This is a genomic window from beta proteobacterium MWH-UniP1 (genome assembly GCA_036362785.1).
Taxonomy (GTDB): Bacteria; Pseudomonadota; Gammaproteobacteria; order Burkholderiales; family Burkholderiaceae_A; genus Lacustribacter.
In genome coordinates, this window is sequence record CP143625.1 from 424,668 (window position 1) to 440,037 (window position 15,370).

Genomic DNA, 15,370 nt, shown 5'->3' on the forward strand with positions numbered 1-15,370 from the left:
GCAAGCTTACTCGTTTGCTTCCGTGAACGGTGTTGCGGTCTGCTCACCTTCACCAAACACATCTTTGGTGCTTTGATAAAACGAGCCGTGGGCAACCGCCATCAGAATCAGGGTGATGGGGAACATAAAGGCGGTCATGGTGCCGGGTTCAAAGCTCATGTTTTGACTGAGTAAGGCCAGCACAGCACCCACGAATACGGTCAGCCCAATCCAGGTGAGCAGGTATCGCAAGAACGCGCCCTTGTTCCGCCAGACCGCGAAAAAGCTGTAAAAAAGTGCCTTGGTGGGCTTGAAGTCAGACCACATCACAAGCTGTGGCGCGAACCAAAAGGCCATCAGCACCGGAATATAAAGAATGATCGATACCGCAGCAGCAGTGCGCATGCTGTTGACCTCTTCACCCTGTGGGGGCACGCCAGCCGTAATCCACTGCACCAAGACTCCGCCATCAAAAATCGAGCTCACCAACAGAATCGCCAGGATTTCCGCGGCATACCAGCCGCCCAGAATCAAAATGGACTTGGCTTTTTCAGAGCGAAAGGCACTCACCAGAAGTGGTGGGGATGGTGGCCGTTGCTCATCCACGGCCCGCGCAATTTCCATAAAACCAAGGGCAAGCCCAGGGGAGAGTAATAGCGGCACAACCGCGCCCACGATTGGAATAAAGGCGAACATCAACATGGATGCCCAGTAGATAAACAGAATCAGGGTCCAGGCCAGGGGCTGCCGATGAAAAAAGCGAAAGCCCGCCCGCAGCCAGGTCTGACCGACTCTGGCTTCAAGCAATCTGGGCTGGGATCGAAGTCGCATGGTGTGATGATTCTATTTTTATCGATTGAGTTTTACCGACTCAGCAGCGTAAATCACTTGGCAGAGGAGTTTTTTGCTTTGGTGGCATGCAAGTCACGCCGCGCCACCAGCAGCCGCTCAAAATGACTCGGGTCTTTGGGTGTGAGCATGGCAGCAGTGCGGGGCTTATGCCAATCGTAAAGCCTGGAAACCCAGAAACGATAGGCCGCTGCACGCAGGGCCATGGGCCAGGCTTCTTGCTCATCTGCTGTGAGTGGACGAACCGATGTATAGCCCGCAAGTAATGCATCACGACGATCGGCAATGAGTTCCCCGGAGTCGGCCTCGGACAAATCAATGCACCAGTCATTCATGGTGACGGCCAGATCAAACACAAAGTGATCCACGCCAGCGAAATAAAAATCAATAAAACCACCCAGCACTGGGCCGGCTGCGGTCTCTTCAAACAGCACGTTGTCTCGAAAGATATCCGCATGTACTGCGCCGCGGGGAAGCCTTGCGGCAAGTGGACTCTGGGCAAAAGCGGCCTGGGCCGCTAGTTCATCTTTTAAAAGGGTGGCCTGTGTGGGCGTGACGAATTCCAATAGCTCAGGGACTGTTGCCTGCCACCAAGACAAGCCACGCAAATTGGGCTGGCTACCAGCATAGTCACTAACCGCCAGGTGGGATTGGGCAATGGCAGCCCCAAGAAGTTTGCAATGCGCAGCCGTCGGTGCCGGCTGCCAGCTGCCTTTTAGCCGAGTGGCCAGTGATGCCGGCTTGGATTCACAGGTGTGCAGGATTTTGCCGCTGCGATCGGCCATGGGCCGTGGGCAGGCCACACCCCGGTCAGCCAAATGCCGCATGAGCTCCAGATAAAACGGAAGTTCTTTGGCAGAGAGTTTTTCAAAGATCGTGAGAACGAACCGGCCCTGGGTCGTGTCGACAAAATAATTGGTGTTCTCAATGCCCGAGGCAATGCCCTCGAAGCCAACGAGTTCACCAAGATCAAAGCCAGCAAGTAGTGATTGAAGCGATCCCTGAGAAACTGGGGTAAAGACAGCCATTGGATTACTTGAGTCGTTTAATCAAACTCGAAGTATCCCATCGTTGGCCGCCCATTCGCTGGACGTCGCTGTAAAACTGGTCAATTAAGGCGGTGACGGGCAGCGGTGCGCCGTTGCGCCGGGACTCTTGCATACACAGGCCCAGGTCTTTGCGCATCCAATCCACGGCAAAGCCGAAGTCGAATTTGTCGTCGACCATGGTCGGCCCACGGGCCTCCATCTGCCAGGACTGGGCTGCCCCCTTGCTAATGATGTCCAGCACCAGCTTCATATCCAGGCCGGCCTTCATGCCGAAGTTAATGCCCTCGGCCAGGCCCTGAACCACGCTGGCCACACAGATCTGATTGACCATTTTGGCCAGCTGGCCTGCGCCGTTCTCACCCACCCGGGTAAAGGCCCGAGAAAAGGCCATGGCAACGGGCTTGGCACGCTCAAAGGCATCGGCATCGCCGCCCACCATCACAGTGAGTGCGCCATTAATGGCTCCAAGCTCGCCGCCTGAGACCGGCGCATCCAAGAACACAAGCCCCTTGGCCTTAGCGGCTAGGCCAAGCTCTCGGGCAATCTCAGCGGATGTCGTGGTGTGGTCGACAAAGACGGCGCTTTTTTTCATGGCATCAAATGCACCATTGGGCCCGAGCGTGACGCCCCGCAGGTCATCGTCATTGCCTACACAGGAAAAGACAAAATCCGCGCCTGTCGCGGCCTCTGCTGGGCTCTTAGCAACGCGGATCTTGCAGTCTTGGTGTTTGTCTGCCCAGGCCTGAGATTTGGCCTGGGTGCGGTTGAATACCGCGACAGTGTGGCCGGCTTTGGCAAGGTGGCCCGCCATCGGGCCACCCATCACGCCTAAACCGAGAAAAGCAACGTGCTTTTTGTCTGCGTTGTCGATCAAGAGTCTTCCTCAACGAAGGCTTCGTCACGCTTCTTGCGGATGAAGGGGAGGGCAACAATGATCAGCAGAACAGCTGCCATGCCCAACATCGTGGCCGAGATTGGACGATCCAGGAAGACCATCCAGTCACCACGCGAGATGGTGAGTGCGCGACGCAGATACTCTTCCATCATTTCGCCCAAGATAAAGCCCATCAGCAGCGGTGCGGGTTCGCAATGCCACTTCTTGAAGTAGTAGCCCATGATCGCAAACGGGATGGTCATGAGTACGTCCCAGACGTTGTTGTTCAAGCTGTAAGCACCAATACAGCAGAACATCAGAATTGCGGGGTACAAGAAGCGATAGGGCACTTGCAGCAGTTTGATCCACAGACCAATCAGCGGCAGGTTCAGGATCAAGAGCATCAAGTTGCCGACCCACATCGAGACGATCAGGCCCCAGAAGAGCGTGGGGTTGCTGCTCATCACCTGGGGGCCAGGCTGGATGTTGTGGATCATCATGGCCGCGATCATCAGCGCCATCACGGGAGTGGTCGGGATACCCAGGGTTAGCATTGGAATAAAGGACGTCTGAGCACCAGCGTTATTGGCTGCTTCCGGGCCCGCCACACCCTCAATTGCTCCTTTACCGAATTCCTGGGGCTTTTTGCTGATTTTCTTTTCAATTGCGTAGGCCGCGAAGGACGACAGCACCGAACCACCGCCAGGCAGGATGCCCAAGAAGGAGCCTAGGGCGGTGCCGCGGATTGCAGCAGGGCCACCGCGCTTCCAGTCCTCTTTTTTCGGCATGTAGTTCGTAACTTTCTCTTTCAGAAGGTCACGTGCTTCGCTTTGCTTTAAGTTGAAAATGATTTCAGCAAAGCCAAACATGCCCATGGCGATCACGGCGAACTCGATACCATCGGATAGTTCGGCAATGCCAAAGGTAAAGCGGGTTGAGCCAGAGTTAATGTCGGTTCCGATCATGCCCAAGAGCAGGCCCAGCACCACCATGCCCAGAGCCTTGATGATCGATCCGTGGGCGAGCACCACTGCAGCAATCAGGCCCAAGACCATCAGCGAGAAGTATTCGGCAGGGCCGAATTTAAAAGCGACCTCAGCAAGCGGGGGCGCAAAGGCTGCTATCAACACCGTGGCGACTGTTCCTGCAAAGAATGACGCTAAAGCAGCGGTTGCTAGCGCGATACCTGCTTTGCCACGTCTTGCCATCTGATAGCCGTCTAGCGTGGTGACCACCGATGCCGATTCGCCCGGCAGGTTCACCAGAATCGCGGTGGTCGAGCCACCGTACTGGGAGCCGTAGTAGATACCGGCCAGCATGATGAGTGCGGTGGAAGGGTCGGTCATCTTGTAGGTGATGGGCAGCAGCATGGCGATGGTCGCCAGTGGGCCGATGCCGGGTAGCACACCAATCAGAGTGCCAAGAAGACAGCCGATAAAGCAGTAGAAGAGGTTGTCCAGGGTAAACGCGGTAGCTGCGCCTAGCGCCAGGTTTGCGAGTAATTCCATTACAAAAGCCTTTCGGAAACGGTTGGCCGTTACCTATCGTTATTGAGTGAAAGCAGGGGGAAGGATGGGGAACTGCAGTTCAATGCCGTAGCCAAACACCGTGATACCAACAATCGCTAAAACGATTGCCAAGATCACGGTCTCCTTCTTGTTGGACTCCTCACTTGCGGCTGCAGCCAAAAAGACCAGGAAACACGCGGAAATCAGAAAGCCGGCGATCGGCAGCAGGAGCGCGAAGCCACCAACGCTAGCGAGTACCAGGCCAAAACCACGCCAATCGGTTTTTTCGGGCGGCTCCTGGGCTTCCTTGGGCAAAAAGGCCATGACCAGAACGATCAATCCCAAGAACAGAATGATGCCGGAGAGCAGGGTAGGGAAATACCCCGGGCCCATTCGGTTGGCGGTGCCCATGGAATAGTCTTGGGCGTAAAGGCCGAAAAACGCCCCGATCAGGACGAACATGATTCCGGCATAAAAATCTCGACGGTTATAAATCCGCATAAAACCTCCGCAAAAAGCTCCAAGATTCTTGCACACTCGCTATCCCCGGTAAACTTAGGGGATTCCTTGTAAACCCACCGTACTCGTCCCAAACAGCTTGTTAAATTTAGGCCATGAACGCTTCTGAAATCCGCGAAAAATTCCTTCGTTTCTTTGAATCGAAGGGCCACACTATCGTTGCCTCGAGTCCGTTAGTGCCAGCCAATGATCCGACCCTGCTTTTTACCAATAGCGGGATGGTTCAGTTCAAAGATGTCTTTCTGGGCCGAGAACAGCGCCCATACAAGCGGGCGACGTCGTCGCAGCGCAGTGTGCGTGCCGGTGGCAAGCACAATGATTTGGAAAATGTCGGTTATACCGCGCGGCACCATACGTTTTTTGAAATGCTGGGCAATTTTTCGTTTGGGGATTACTTCAAACGTGACGCGATTCATTACGCATGGGAGTTGTTGACTCAGGTCTACCAGCTACCCGCGGAACGGCTCTGGGTTACGGTCTATCAGGAAGACGACGAGGCCTATGACATCTGGGCCAACGAGATCAAAGTCCCCACGGCACGCATTGTGCGTATTGGCGATAACAAGGGTGCCCGCTATGCCAGCGATAACTTCTGGCAGATGGCCGATACCGGTCCCTGTGGCCCGTGTAGCGAAATTTTTTATGACCACGGCTCGGAAGTCTGGGGCGGCCCACCGGGAAGCCCCGAGCAAGATGGCGACCGTTACATCGAGATCTGGAACCTGGTGTTCATGCAGTTTGAGCGTGATGAATCCGGCAAGATGACGCCGTTACCCAAGCCCTGTGTGGATACGGGCATGGGCTTAGAGCGCATTGCGGCAGTTTTGCAGCACGTACACAGTAACTACGAAATTGATTTGTTCCAGAACCTGATCAAGGCCGTTGCTCGCGAAACCGGTTGCAAAGATTTAACGAATCCATCACTGCGCGTCATTGCAGACCACATTCGTGCCTGTTCATTTTTAATTGTGGATGGTGTGATTCCGGGTAATGAGGGCCGCGGCTATGTGCTGCGCCGAATCGTGCGTCGGGCCCTGCGGCATGGCCACAAACTTGGCCAAACGCAGCCATTTTTCTACAAGATTGTGGCGGATCTGGTTGCCGAGATGGGTGCTGCCTATCCTGAATTGGCTAAGGCATCTGACCGTGTCGCGGCAACACTCAAGCAAGAAGAAGAGCGTTTCGGTGAGACCCTGGAAAAGGGCATGGGCATTTTGGAAGCGGCGCTAGCGAAAGTCCAAAAGGGTGGCAAGCTCGATGGCCAGACGGCATTCACGCTGTATGACACCTTTGGCTTTCCCTTGGATCTGACGGCGGATGTGTGCCGTGAGCGTGGTGTGGAAGTCGATGAGTCGGGCTTTGATGCGGCAATGACACGCCAGCGTGAGCAGGCCCGTGCTGCTGGCAAATTCAAAGCCGCAGATACGCTGGAATATTCCGGCGTGTCGACCCAGTTCGTCGGCTATGAGCGTTTAGAGCAGACCGCAAAGGTAACGGCGCTCTATCGCGGTGGTGTGTCGGTACCCAGCGTTCATGCGGGTGATGCCGCGGTGGTGGTGCTGGATACCACGCCGTTTTATGCCGAGTCGGGCGGCCAGGTGGGTGATGAGGGCGCATTGCGTGCCGAGAACATGGCTTTTGCGGTAGAGGACACACAAAAGATTTCTGCTGAAGTCTTTGGTCACCATGGGGTGGTGTTAACCGGTGATATCAAAGTCGGTGATGAAATTATTGCGGCGGTGGATACCGTACGTCGTGCCCACACGGTGCGGAATCACTCGGCCACTCACCTTTTACACAAAGCTCTGCGTGAAGTGTTGGGCAGCCATGTCCAGCAAAAGGGCTCGCTGGTCGATCCAGAGAAGACTCGCTTTGACTTCTCACACAATCAGCCAGTGACCGACGATGAGATTCGTCGTATTGAAGAGATCGTGAATGCCGAGATTTTGGCCAATCAAGAAACGCGCGCTCAAGTCATGGCCTTTGATGATGCGATTGCCCATGGTGCCATGGCGCTCTTTGGCGAGAAGTATGGCGATCAGGTCCGTGTCTTGGATATTGGTTCTTCATGCGAGCTTTGTGGTGGTACCCATGTGAGCCGCACGGGCGATATTGGGCTCTTTAAAGTGGTGTCGGAATCCGGTGTGGCCGCTGGCATTCGTCGTATCGAGGCGGTGACTGGTGAGAACGCCCTTGCTTTGCTGCAGAGCCTTGAGCATCGCGTGGCCCAAGCCGCGGCACTGATCAAGGCACCGGCTGCTGAGTTGCCCGCACGTCTGGCCCAAATCATGGACAACGTGAAGGCCTTGGAAAAAGAGATCGGCCGATTGAAGTCCAAGCTTGCTGCCTCGGCGGGTAATGATCTGGCCTCTCAGGCGGTGGATGTGGCGGGCATCAAGGTCCTTGCCGTGCAGATGGAAGGCGCCGATGTGGCCTCGATGCGTGAGACCTTAGATAAGCTGAAAAACGCCCTGAAGTCCGCTGCCATCGTGTTGGCCAGTGTGGAGGGCAGCAAGGTCTCGCTGATCGCTGGTGTGACTGCCGATCTCACTTCTAAGATCAAAGCTGGCGAGTTGGTGAACCATGTTGCAACGCAGGTGGGCGGCAAGGGTGGTGGCCGCCCCGATATGGCCCAGGCCGGCGGTAACGACCCATCGGGTCTGCCGAAGGCGCTGGCCAGCGTAAAAGCATTTGTCGAGTCAAAGGCATAGTGTGGCGACTATGAGCGAACCAGATCGCATTGTGGATACGCGGGGCCTGAATTGCCCCATGCCGATCCTGAAGGCCAAGAAGGCCTTAAACGACATGTCCTCGGCGCAGGTGCTAAAAGTCTTGGCCACCGATCCTGGTGCAGCGCGGGATTTTGAGTACTTCTGCAAAAACACTGGCCATCGACTTATGGAAAGTACTGAGTCGGGCGGGGAATATGTGTTTCTGATCCGAAGAAAGGATTAGACTGCCCGCTGAGGAGGAGGGATCGTCATTTGAGGGAGTGACGATCATTTGGGCGCCAAGCGATTGGCGCCCTTTTCTTTTGCACTCATCGTTCGATTGCCGACGGCCTATCATCGGGCCTGCCCCGGCTCGAAGTGTTCGCTGAGTTTATCGATCGATTTACACCGCTGCGGCCTGTCATTGGGCCCGCCTCGGCTCCAAGCGTTCGCCGAGTTCGGATCCCAATGCCCGCCGCCGAGTTAAGCGATCGATTTAAACAGGCCGCCAGCTCTGAGTGACTTTATAAATTACTTAGTTGATTGTTAATCCGAGCAAGCGCTGTTTCGAAGTCCGCTAAGCGTTGTTTCTCTTGCGCAACCACTGCTTCTGGCGCACGGGCAACGAACGATTCGTTAGACAGCTTGCCTTTGGCCTTCGTGATTTCGTTTTCTAGGCGGGCGACTTCTTTAGATAAGCGCGCACGCTCGGCTTCCACATCAATCTGTACGACCAACATCAGTTTGAGATCGCCCACAATCTGCACAGGTGAGCGCTTGGCCTCTTCGCCAAGGGACTTCTCAAACGTCACATCGCTCAGTTTTGCGAGCGCTTTGAGACTTGCAGCGATCTGTTGCCGCTCCAGGCTATCGAGCCTCAGGTCGATCTTCGTGGCGGCATTGATGCTCTGGATGTTTTCCGTGCTGATGCGAAGCGGCACCTTTTCTGCGGGCGACAGATTCATCTCGGCACGCAGGGCGCGAATGGCGTTGACCATTTCTTTCAACTGACCCACACGGGCTTCAGATAGGGTGTCGATCTTGCTGGGTTCGCTCTTGGGGTAGGGCGCGGTCACAATCGAATCAAACTCGCCGGCCTCAAGCTTTAACGAGCGCTTGGCGGTCTTGGCCACGGTCTGCCAGAGCTCTTCGGTGATAAACGGAATGATGGGGTGGGCCAGGCGCAAGACGGTTTCTAGAACGCGCAGCAGGGTACGCCTTGCGGCCTTCTGTGCATTGGGTTTACCGGTGGCGATCTGGACTTTTGCCAGTTCAAGATACCAGTCGCAGAATTCATTCCACACGAACTCGTAAATCTCGCGCGCTGCCAGATCAAATCGATAGTCGGTCAGATGCTGCTCCACTGCGGCCTCGGTTCGCTGCAATTGAGACGTAATCCACCGATCGACAAAGGTGAAGTTCAACACGCCATCGGGACCGCAATCACCAGCGCAGACATCTAAGCCGTTGTCTTGGCCCTCGCAATTCATCAACACAAAGCGGGTGGCGTTCCAAAGCTTATTGCAGAAGTTACGATAGCCCTCGCAACGATTCAAATCAAAGTTAATGTTGCGGCCGGGTGTGGCCAGGCTGGCAAAAGTGAAGCGCAGTGCATCGGTGCCAAAGGCGGTAATGCCATTGGGGTATTCGGCCCGCGTCTTCTTTTCAATTTGCGCAGCCTGCTTGGGGTTCATCAAGCCGGTAGTGCGCTTGGCAATCAGCGCATCCAATGCAATGCCATCAATCAGATCGATGGGGTCCAGGGTGTTGCCCTTGGACTTACTCATCTTCTGGCCTTCTGCGTCACGCACCAGCGCATGCACATAGACATGGTGAAAGGGCACCTTGCCGGTGAAATGGCAGGTCATCATGATCATCCGGGCGACCCAGAAAAAGATGATGTCAAAGCCAGTGACCAAAACGGAAGATGGCAGAAACTGTTCTAGTCCGCCCTTGATGTTCGGTGTGCCTTTGGTGTGATCCCAGACTTGATTGGGATCGACAAGCGTTGAGAAGGGCACGAGCGCAGATGAGAACCAGGTGTCCAACACATCGGGGTCACGCACAATCGCACCGCTCCAGCCGGCCTTGGCGGCTTGGGCCTTGGCATCAGTTTCAGAGCGGGCCACGAAGACCGCGCCGTCGTGAATGGGCTGGCCATTGGTATCGGCTTTGTACCAGGCGGGAATCTGATGGCCCCACCAGAGCTGACGGGAAATACACCAGTCTTGAATATTTTCTAGCCAGTGACGATAGGTGGATGTCCAGTTTTCCGGAATAAATTTCACATCACCGCTATCAACGACTTCAAGTGCGCGGCCAGCGATGCTTTTGCCCGGCGTGAACGTGCCTTCGGGTGCGGGTTTGCTCATCGCGACAAACCACTGGTCGGTGAGCATGGGCTCAATCACGGCATTGGTGCGATCACCGCGCGGGACCATGAGTTTGTGTTTCTTGGTCTCAACCAACAGGCCAAGCGCTTCTAGATCCGCCAGGATTTTCTTGCGGGCATCAAAGCGATCCAAGCCCTGATACTGAGTCGGCGCATTCGCATTAATGCGTGCATCAAGCGTTAGGATATTGATTTTTTCCAGGCCATGACGCTCGCCCATGGCGTAGTCATTAAAGTCGTGGGCCGGTGTGATCTTCACGCAGCCCGTGCCGAATGCCGCATCGACATAATCATCGGCAATGATGGGAATCTCGCGGCCGACCAAGGGCAGCTTGAGCGTTTTGCCAATCAGGTGCTGATAGCGGGGGTCTTCGGGGTTCACGGCAACGGCCACGTCGCCCAGCATGGTCTCGGGCCGTGTGGTCGCCACGATCAGCCCCTGACTGCCATCGGCCATGGGGTAGTGAATTGACCAGAGTGAGCCGTCTTCTTCTTCGCTCACGACTTCTAAGTCTGATACTGCAGTGAGCAGTTTTGGGTCCCAGTTGACCAGCCGTTTGCCGCGATAAATCAGGCCTTGTTCAAAGAGCGCCACGAAGACTTCTTTGACGACTTCGGAGCACTGGGGGTTCATGGTGAAGTATTCCAGGCCCCAGTCGCAGCTTGCCGCCAAGCGGCGCATCTGACCTGTGATGGTGGAGCCCGATTGCTCTTTCCACTCCCAGACACGCTCAATAAACTTTTCACGGCCCAGATCGTGACGCGAGACATTCTGCGCATCGAGCTGTCGCTCCACCACAATCTGCGTGGCAATGCCTGCGTGGTCGGTGCCCGGCAGCCACAGGGTGTTATCCCCCTTCATGCGGTGCCAGCGGGTGAGTGTGTCCATCAGCGTTTGGTTAAAGGCATGGCCCATGTGGAGCGTGCCGGTCACATTGGGTGGTGGCAGTTGAATGGAAAACGCCTCGCGGCCAGCCGTGTTGCCTGCCTTGTACAGGCCACGGCGTTCCCACTCGGGGCCCCACTGGCGCTCGATGTCCGCAGGTTCAAAGGATTTGGCCAGTTCACTCATGATGATTTTTTCGAGAGGTCGTAATTTTTGATGTCATAGCCACGGTCGCGGTAAAAAGAAAACCGTGCACGGGCCTTGGTCTTGTCGTCTTCGTCTTGTGAGACCACTTCAAAGAGTCGAACAAAACGGGCAAAAAATGGGGGTGGTGAGTCATCAAGATTGAGTAGCAACGTGTGGCTATGTAGCTTGATGTCGCTGTCTAACAAAATGATCGGTGAGTCTTGTGCCTCAGGCAAAGACGCATGGGCATGCGGAATAAATTCCTCAGGCCACAGGCTCCACAACAAATCGTCGTACTCATCCAGGCGCGCACGGTCAGTGCAGAAGACCGCCAGCGGCGTTTCAATCTGCGCCTGGCCAGCGTTTAAGATTTTTCTCGTGAGCCTGCAGGCGTATTCGAGACGGTTCGGTGTGTTGAAATGAAAATCAATCGAGGTCATGGCCGCGGAGCATTGGGCATTACTCCAGGCCGTTTCTCAAGTACTCGACTAGCAAGGACACGGGCCGGCCGGTGGCACCCTTGGCAGCACCTGACTTCCAGGCAGTGCCAGCAATATCCAGGTGGGCCCAGCGATAGGATTTGGTAAAGCGCCACAGGAAACAGGCCGCTGTCACGCTGCCTGCAGCCCGACCGCCCACGTTGGCCATATCGGCAAAGGGCGACTTGAGCTGCTCTTGGTATTCCTCTTGGAGGGGCATACGCCATGCGGGATCGAGCGCGTCTTGGCCGGCTTTGAAGAGCGCTTCAGCAAGCGCATCATCGGCACTGAACAATCCCGTATTCACGCCGCCCAGCGCAATGACACAGGCACCCGTGAGCGTGGCGATATCCACCACTGAGGCAGGCTTGAATTTCTCAACATAGGTCAGCGCATCGCACAGGATGAGTCGGCCTTCAGCATCGGTATTCAGAATCTCAACCGTCTGACCGGACATCGAGGTCACGATGTCACCAGGGCGGGTGGCCGTGCCACTGGGCATGTTTTCACAGGTGGGGATCACGCCAATCACGTTGCGCTTTAAGCCCATTTCGGAAACGGCCCGCATTACACCCAAGACGGTGGCAGCGCCCGACATGTCGTACTTCATTTCGTCCATATCGGCGGCGGGTTTGATGGAGATGCCGCCCGTGTCAAAGGTAATGCCCTTGCCAACCAACACATGGGGAGCGTCTTTGGCGCTGGCGCCCTGGTGCTGCAAGACAATGAACTGAGGCGGCTGGGCCGAACCCTGGGCCACAGCCAAGAGGGCACCCATGCCATGCTTTTCCATGGCGGCCCGGTCCAAGATCTCGATCTTCAGACGCAGCTCACGGGCCAATGTCTTGGCGGTGTTGGCCAGATAGGTGGGCGTGCAGACATTGGGTGGCAGGTTGGCTAAATCCTTGGTCAGCTGAAGACCATTGGCCAAGGCCTGGGCATCTTCAATGACTTTCGGGGCCTCGGTCGGACGCATATCGCCTGGCAAGAGCATTTCGACGTGGGTGATGCCCTCGGCGGCAGGCTTGGCGGTCTTGGCCTTGGGATCGGCTGCGCCGTCTTCCTTTTTGGTCTTGAAGCGATCAAAACGATAGCCAGCTTCTCGGATGCAGGTCACATGGGCGGTCACGCGCCAGTTGCCAGACCGCTCGCCGTTTTTACCCTTCACGGGGACATCAGTCAGAAAAGAAGCGATCCGCTTGATGCCTTTAGAGCCGCTGACCGACTTCACCGCGCCCTTGATGGCGTCGCAGAAGATTTTGTCGGTGAATTCGTCCCGCTTGCCCAGGCCCACCAGCAGTGCACGGGGCGACGGGATGCCCGTCACATCGCGAAGCAGCAGGTTATTGCCCACCTTGCCGTCGATATCACCAGCCTTGATCGCGCGGGCCACAGCGCCATTGGAGACCTTGTCCAGCACCTTGGCGGCGTTGGACAGCTCGACGGCCCCGGTGCTGGTGGCAAATACGCCAATCCAGACACAGTCCGCAGCAGCTCGGTCGACCGGCTTGTTGCTGGCAATGAATTGGGGGGCTTCCCGGTGTTCGCCGGGATCTTTGACTTCTTTTTGATCTTTGCTCGAGGCGGTAACGGTCATGACAAAATGCCTAGATTCGGGAATCCTGCGATTATAAGGAAAATGCTCTTCCACAAATCCCTGCTTCGGGAACTCCGATCCACTGCCGGCGGGGTTTTGGCCATTCTGATGACCACCCTGGTCACCATGATTCTCATCCGTGCCCTGGGCCGGGTGGCCTCTGGCCGGGTCGATGGCGAGCTGGTCCTGCCGCTGATCGTGTTCAATACCGTCAGCCTCATGAATACGGTCTTGATGCTGACCGTCTACATCTCAGTATTGATGGTGCTGTCGCGCTGGTGGCGGGACTCCGAGATGGTGATCTGGCTGGCCTCGGGCAAGAGCCTTTTGGACTTTGTGAAACCCGTCTGGCGCTTTTTGTGGCCCATGATGCTGGTCGTGGCGGTGCTTTCCACCGTGGTCGGGCCATGGGCTCGGCAGCAGATCCTGAACTTTGAAGATGAAATCCAGAACCGCGGGGATGCCCAGCGGGTGAGCCCTGGTCAATTCCGGGAATCCTATTCGGGCCAAAGGGTTTTCTTTTTAGAGAACCCCGACAACGAAAACGGCCGTATTGGCACGGTCTTCATCCGGTCGATGGAAAGCACGGGCCGCCGAGTCTTGCTGGTGTCTTCGACGGGTCGTTTTGAGAAAGATATCGATGGGCAGCAATGGGTGGTGCTTGAGCGCGGCTATCGCACGGACATGATTCCTGGCCAGTTGGAATCCCGAACAACGAGTTTTGATGTCTATCGAATACGCATGGATCAGTCCGCGCCGGGTGTGAAGCCCCAGGAAAACACGCGGGCCATGTCGACATTAGATTTGATGAAAAAGACCGAGCCCGGTGCCAAAGGCGAAATTGCCATGCGTGTGGGCCTGCCGCTGCTCACGCTGGCATTGGGCATTCTGGCCATTCCATTGGCGGTATCGAACGCACGCTCTGGCCGCGCGGTGAATTTGATTCTTGCGCTCTTGATTTATTTGATTGCCAGCAATTTGTTTAGCGCGGTAAAAGCAGCAGTGGGTCAAGGCAAGATCAGTTTTGCAATGGCCTGGTGGCCGCTGCCACTCGGGCTTTTGATTGTTGCGGCCATTATGTTTTGGTGGCGCATGACCCAGCGGCCCGGCCCCATTGAATGGCTCTGGCAGATGGCCCGGCGCATTGGGCTTGTTAAATCAAAAACGACTGCGTCGGCCTAAGGTGACTCACCGATGAAAGCACTTTTATTTCAGCGCTATCTTGGCAAGAGCATCTTTCAGGCCACGATCTTCGTGCTCTGCGGCTTTTTGTCGATGTTTTTGTTTTTCGATTTTCTGGCCGAGATGGACGAAGTGGGCATTGGGGGATACCGCTTTAACCATGCGGTGGCCTATGTGCTGTTGGGTGTGCCCAGCCGGGTGGTGGAGTTGGCCCCCATTGCCGCTTTAATTGGCACCATCTGGGCCTTGTCGCAAAGCGCGGCGAATTCTGAATTTACGGTCTTTCGTGTATCGGGCTTGCTGCCCGCCACGGCGATCAAGGCCATGCTGCGGATTGGGCTACCCATGGTGGTTGCAACAGCTCTTTTTTCTGAGGTGATTGTGCCGCTCTCAGAGGATTTTCGTGGCGGTATTCGTGACGGTAGTGGCTCTGGTCAGATGCGCTCTGGGCTCTGGCTTCGGGATATGCCCGAAGCGTCCGGAGCCGACAGCAAGGCGCTGCGGTTTGTGAACGCGGGCAAATTCACCCCTGAACAGATCTTGCAGCGCATACAGGTCTATGACTTTGATGAGCGGCAACGGCTGGTTGTGACGCTGGAGGGTGAGAGCGGCCATTATGTTGGCCAGGTGGGCGATCGGTATGAATGGGAGTTGCGCAAAGTCAAGCGTGTGGATTTCGCTGCTGATGGATCGGTTTCGCAGCGCTCGCTAGATCAGGTAAAAGTCATGTCCATGCTGTCACCTGAAATGCTCGGGGCATTGGTGACCAATCCAGATCGCATGTCATCAATTGATCTCTACCGTTATGTTGTTTATCTGAAAGCGAATAAACAGCAGTCCGATCGTTATGAAATCGCACTGTGGAAACGGGTTGTTTACCCGTTTGTGATCTGGGTGATGATGCTCTTGGCCCTGCCGGCGGCGTTCATACAGGCACGGGCTGGCGCAGTTGGTGCCCGGGTCTTTGCCGGCATTATTGTGGGTGTTGGTTTTCACTTGCTCAACAGTCTTTTTTCACATCTTGGCGTACTCAATACCTGGCCCGCGCCCGTCATGGCCCTGCTGCCAAGCTTTTTGGGCCTTGCGGTGGCTGGGGTCTTGTTTTATCGGGTCCAGTACCGCTGAAGTAAACTCTCGGCTTTGCGCCGCAGCGTTGCGA

General features: G+C 55.9%; 12 protein-coding genes. 4 read left to right on the plus strand and 8 right to left on the minus strand.

The window, feature by feature from the left end:
* Nucleotides 1-6: 6 nt before the first annotated feature.
* Genes AOB54_02135 through AOB54_02155 form a run of 5 tightly spaced genes read right to left on the minus strand, consistent with a single transcriptional unit; the run spans nucleotide 7 to nucleotide 4,721 of the window.
* On the minus strand, nucleotides 7-810 hold the full coding sequence (locus AOB54_02135) for a BPSS1780 family membrane protein (GenBank protein ID WVN42203.1): 804 nt from the start codon (nucleotides 808-810) through the stop codon (nucleotides 7-9).
* Between the two features lie 53 nt (nucleotides 811-863).
* Nucleotides 864-1,856, minus strand: a complete 993-nt coding sequence (locus AOB54_02140; GenBank protein ID WVN42204.1) for a homoserine kinase — start codon at nucleotides 1,854-1,856, stop codon at nucleotides 864-866.
* Nucleotides 1,857-1,860: 4 nt separating this feature from the next.
* Nucleotides 1,861-2,751 (minus strand): NAD(P)-dependent oxidoreductase, encoded by an 891-nt coding sequence (locus AOB54_02145; GenBank protein WVN42205.1) that lies wholly within the window; start codon nucleotides 2,749-2,751, stop codon nucleotides 1,861-1,863.
* A complete protein-coding gene (locus AOB54_02150; protein WVN42206.1) occupies nucleotides 2,748-4,259 on the minus strand; it encodes a tripartite tricarboxylate transporter permease in 1,512 nt (503 codons plus the stop codon). Before AOB54_02150 ends, AOB54_02145 begins: the two co-directional genes overlap by 4 nt.
* Before the next feature lie 39 nt (nucleotides 4,260-4,298).
* Nucleotides 4,299-4,721 (minus strand): tripartite tricarboxylate transporter TctB family protein, encoded by a 423-nt coding sequence (locus tag AOB54_02155; protein WVN42207.1) that lies wholly within the window; start codon nucleotides 4,719-4,721, stop codon nucleotides 4,299-4,301.
* Nucleotides 4,722-4,873: 152 nt separating this feature from the next.
* On the opposite strand from AOB54_02155, the gene alaS reads away from it, so the two are divergent.
* Nucleotides 4,874-7,489 (plus strand): alanine--tRNA ligase, encoded by a 2,616-nt coding sequence (gene alaS, locus AOB54_02160; protein WVN42208.1) that lies wholly within the window; start codon nucleotides 4,874-4,876, stop codon nucleotides 7,487-7,489.
* A gap of 10 nt (nucleotides 7,490-7,499) precedes the next feature.
* Nucleotides 7,500-7,733, plus strand: a complete 234-nt coding sequence (locus AOB54_02165; GenBank protein WVN42209.1) for a sulfurtransferase TusA family protein — start codon at nucleotides 7,500-7,502, stop codon at nucleotides 7,731-7,733.
* 280 nt (nucleotides 7,734-8,013) lie between these two features.
* Here AOB54_02165 and AOB54_02170 read toward each other — a convergent pair whose 3' ends face one another.
* From AOB54_02170 to AOB54_02180, 3 genes are read right to left on the minus strand one after another with little or no spacing between them, the layout of a single operon-like run.
* A complete protein-coding gene (locus AOB54_02170) occupies nucleotides 8,014-10,953 on the minus strand; it encodes a valine--tRNA ligase (GenBank protein WVN42210.1) in 2,940 nt (979 codons plus the stop codon).
* Nucleotides 10,950-11,393 carry a DNA polymerase III subunit chi gene (locus AOB54_02175; protein WVN42211.1) on the minus strand — a complete coding sequence of 148 codons (444 nt, stop codon included), beginning with the start codon at nucleotides 11,391-11,393 and terminating at the stop codon, nucleotides 10,950-10,952. The genes AOB54_02170 and AOB54_02175 overlap by 4 nt, the downstream gene beginning before the upstream one ends.
* A gap of 19 nt (nucleotides 11,394-11,412) precedes the next feature.
* Nucleotides 11,413-13,029 (minus strand): leucyl aminopeptidase, encoded by a 1,617-nt coding sequence (locus AOB54_02180; GenBank protein WVN42212.1) that lies wholly within the window; start codon nucleotides 13,027-13,029, stop codon nucleotides 11,413-11,415.
* 42 nt (nucleotides 13,030-13,071) lie between these two features.
* Here AOB54_02180 and lptF point away from each other — a divergent pair, with 42 nt between their 5' ends.
* Together lptF and lptG are read left to right on the plus strand one after the other, a co-directional pair.
* Nucleotides 13,072-14,211, plus strand: a complete 1,140-nt coding sequence (gene lptF / locus AOB54_02185; protein WVN42213.1) for an LPS export ABC transporter permease LptF — start codon at nucleotides 13,072-13,074, stop codon at nucleotides 14,209-14,211.
* A 12-nt stretch (nucleotides 14,212-14,223) separates the two neighbouring features.
* Entirely contained in the window at nucleotides 14,224-15,336 is a 1,113-nt protein-coding gene (gene lptG, locus AOB54_02190; GenBank protein WVN42214.1) for an LPS export ABC transporter permease LptG, read from the plus strand.
* The last annotated feature ends 34 nt before the right edge of the window (nucleotides 15,337-15,370 follow it).

Excerpts from the sequence above, each read along its gene's own strand:
- AOB54_02135 (WVN42203.1), bottom strand. The coding sequence starts at position 810 with ATGCGACTTCGATCCCAGCCCAGATTGCTTGAAGCCAGAGTCGGTCAG.
- AOB54_02140 (WVN42204.1), bottom strand. The coding sequence starts at position 1,856 with ATGGCTGTCTTTACCCCAGTTTCTCAGGGATCGCTTCAATCACTACTT.
- AOB54_02150 (WVN42206.1), bottom strand. The coding sequence starts at position 4,259 with ATGGAATTACTCGCAAACCTGGCGCTAGGCGCAGCTACCGCGTTTACC.
- AOB54_02155 (WVN42207.1), bottom strand. The coding sequence starts at position 4,721 with ATGTTCGTCCTGATCGGGGCGTTTTTCGGCCTTTACGCCCAAGACTAT.
- alaS (WVN42208.1), top strand. The coding sequence starts at position 4,874 with ATGAACGCTTCTGAAATCCGCGAAAAATTCCTTCGTTTCTTTGAATCG.
- AOB54_02165 (WVN42209.1), top strand. The coding sequence starts at position 7,500 with ATGAGCGAACCAGATCGCATTGTGGATACGCGGGGCCTGAATTGCCCC.
- AOB54_02170 (WVN42210.1), bottom strand. The coding sequence starts at position 10,953 with ATGAGTGAACTGGCCAAATCCTTTGAACCTGCGGACATCGAGCGCCAG.
- AOB54_02175 (WVN42211.1), bottom strand. The coding sequence starts at position 11,393 with ATGACCTCGATTGATTTTCATTTCAACACACCGAACCGTCTCGAATAC.
- AOB54_02180 (WVN42212.1), bottom strand. The coding sequence starts at position 13,029 with ATGACCGTTACCGCCTCGAGCAAAGATCAAAAAGAAGTCAAAGATCCC.
- lptF (WVN42213.1), top strand. The coding sequence starts at position 13,072 with ATGCTCTTCCACAAATCCCTGCTTCGGGAACTCCGATCCACTGCCGGC.
- lptG (WVN42214.1), top strand. The coding sequence starts at position 14,224 with ATGAAAGCACTTTTATTTCAGCGCTATCTTGGCAAGAGCATCTTTCAG.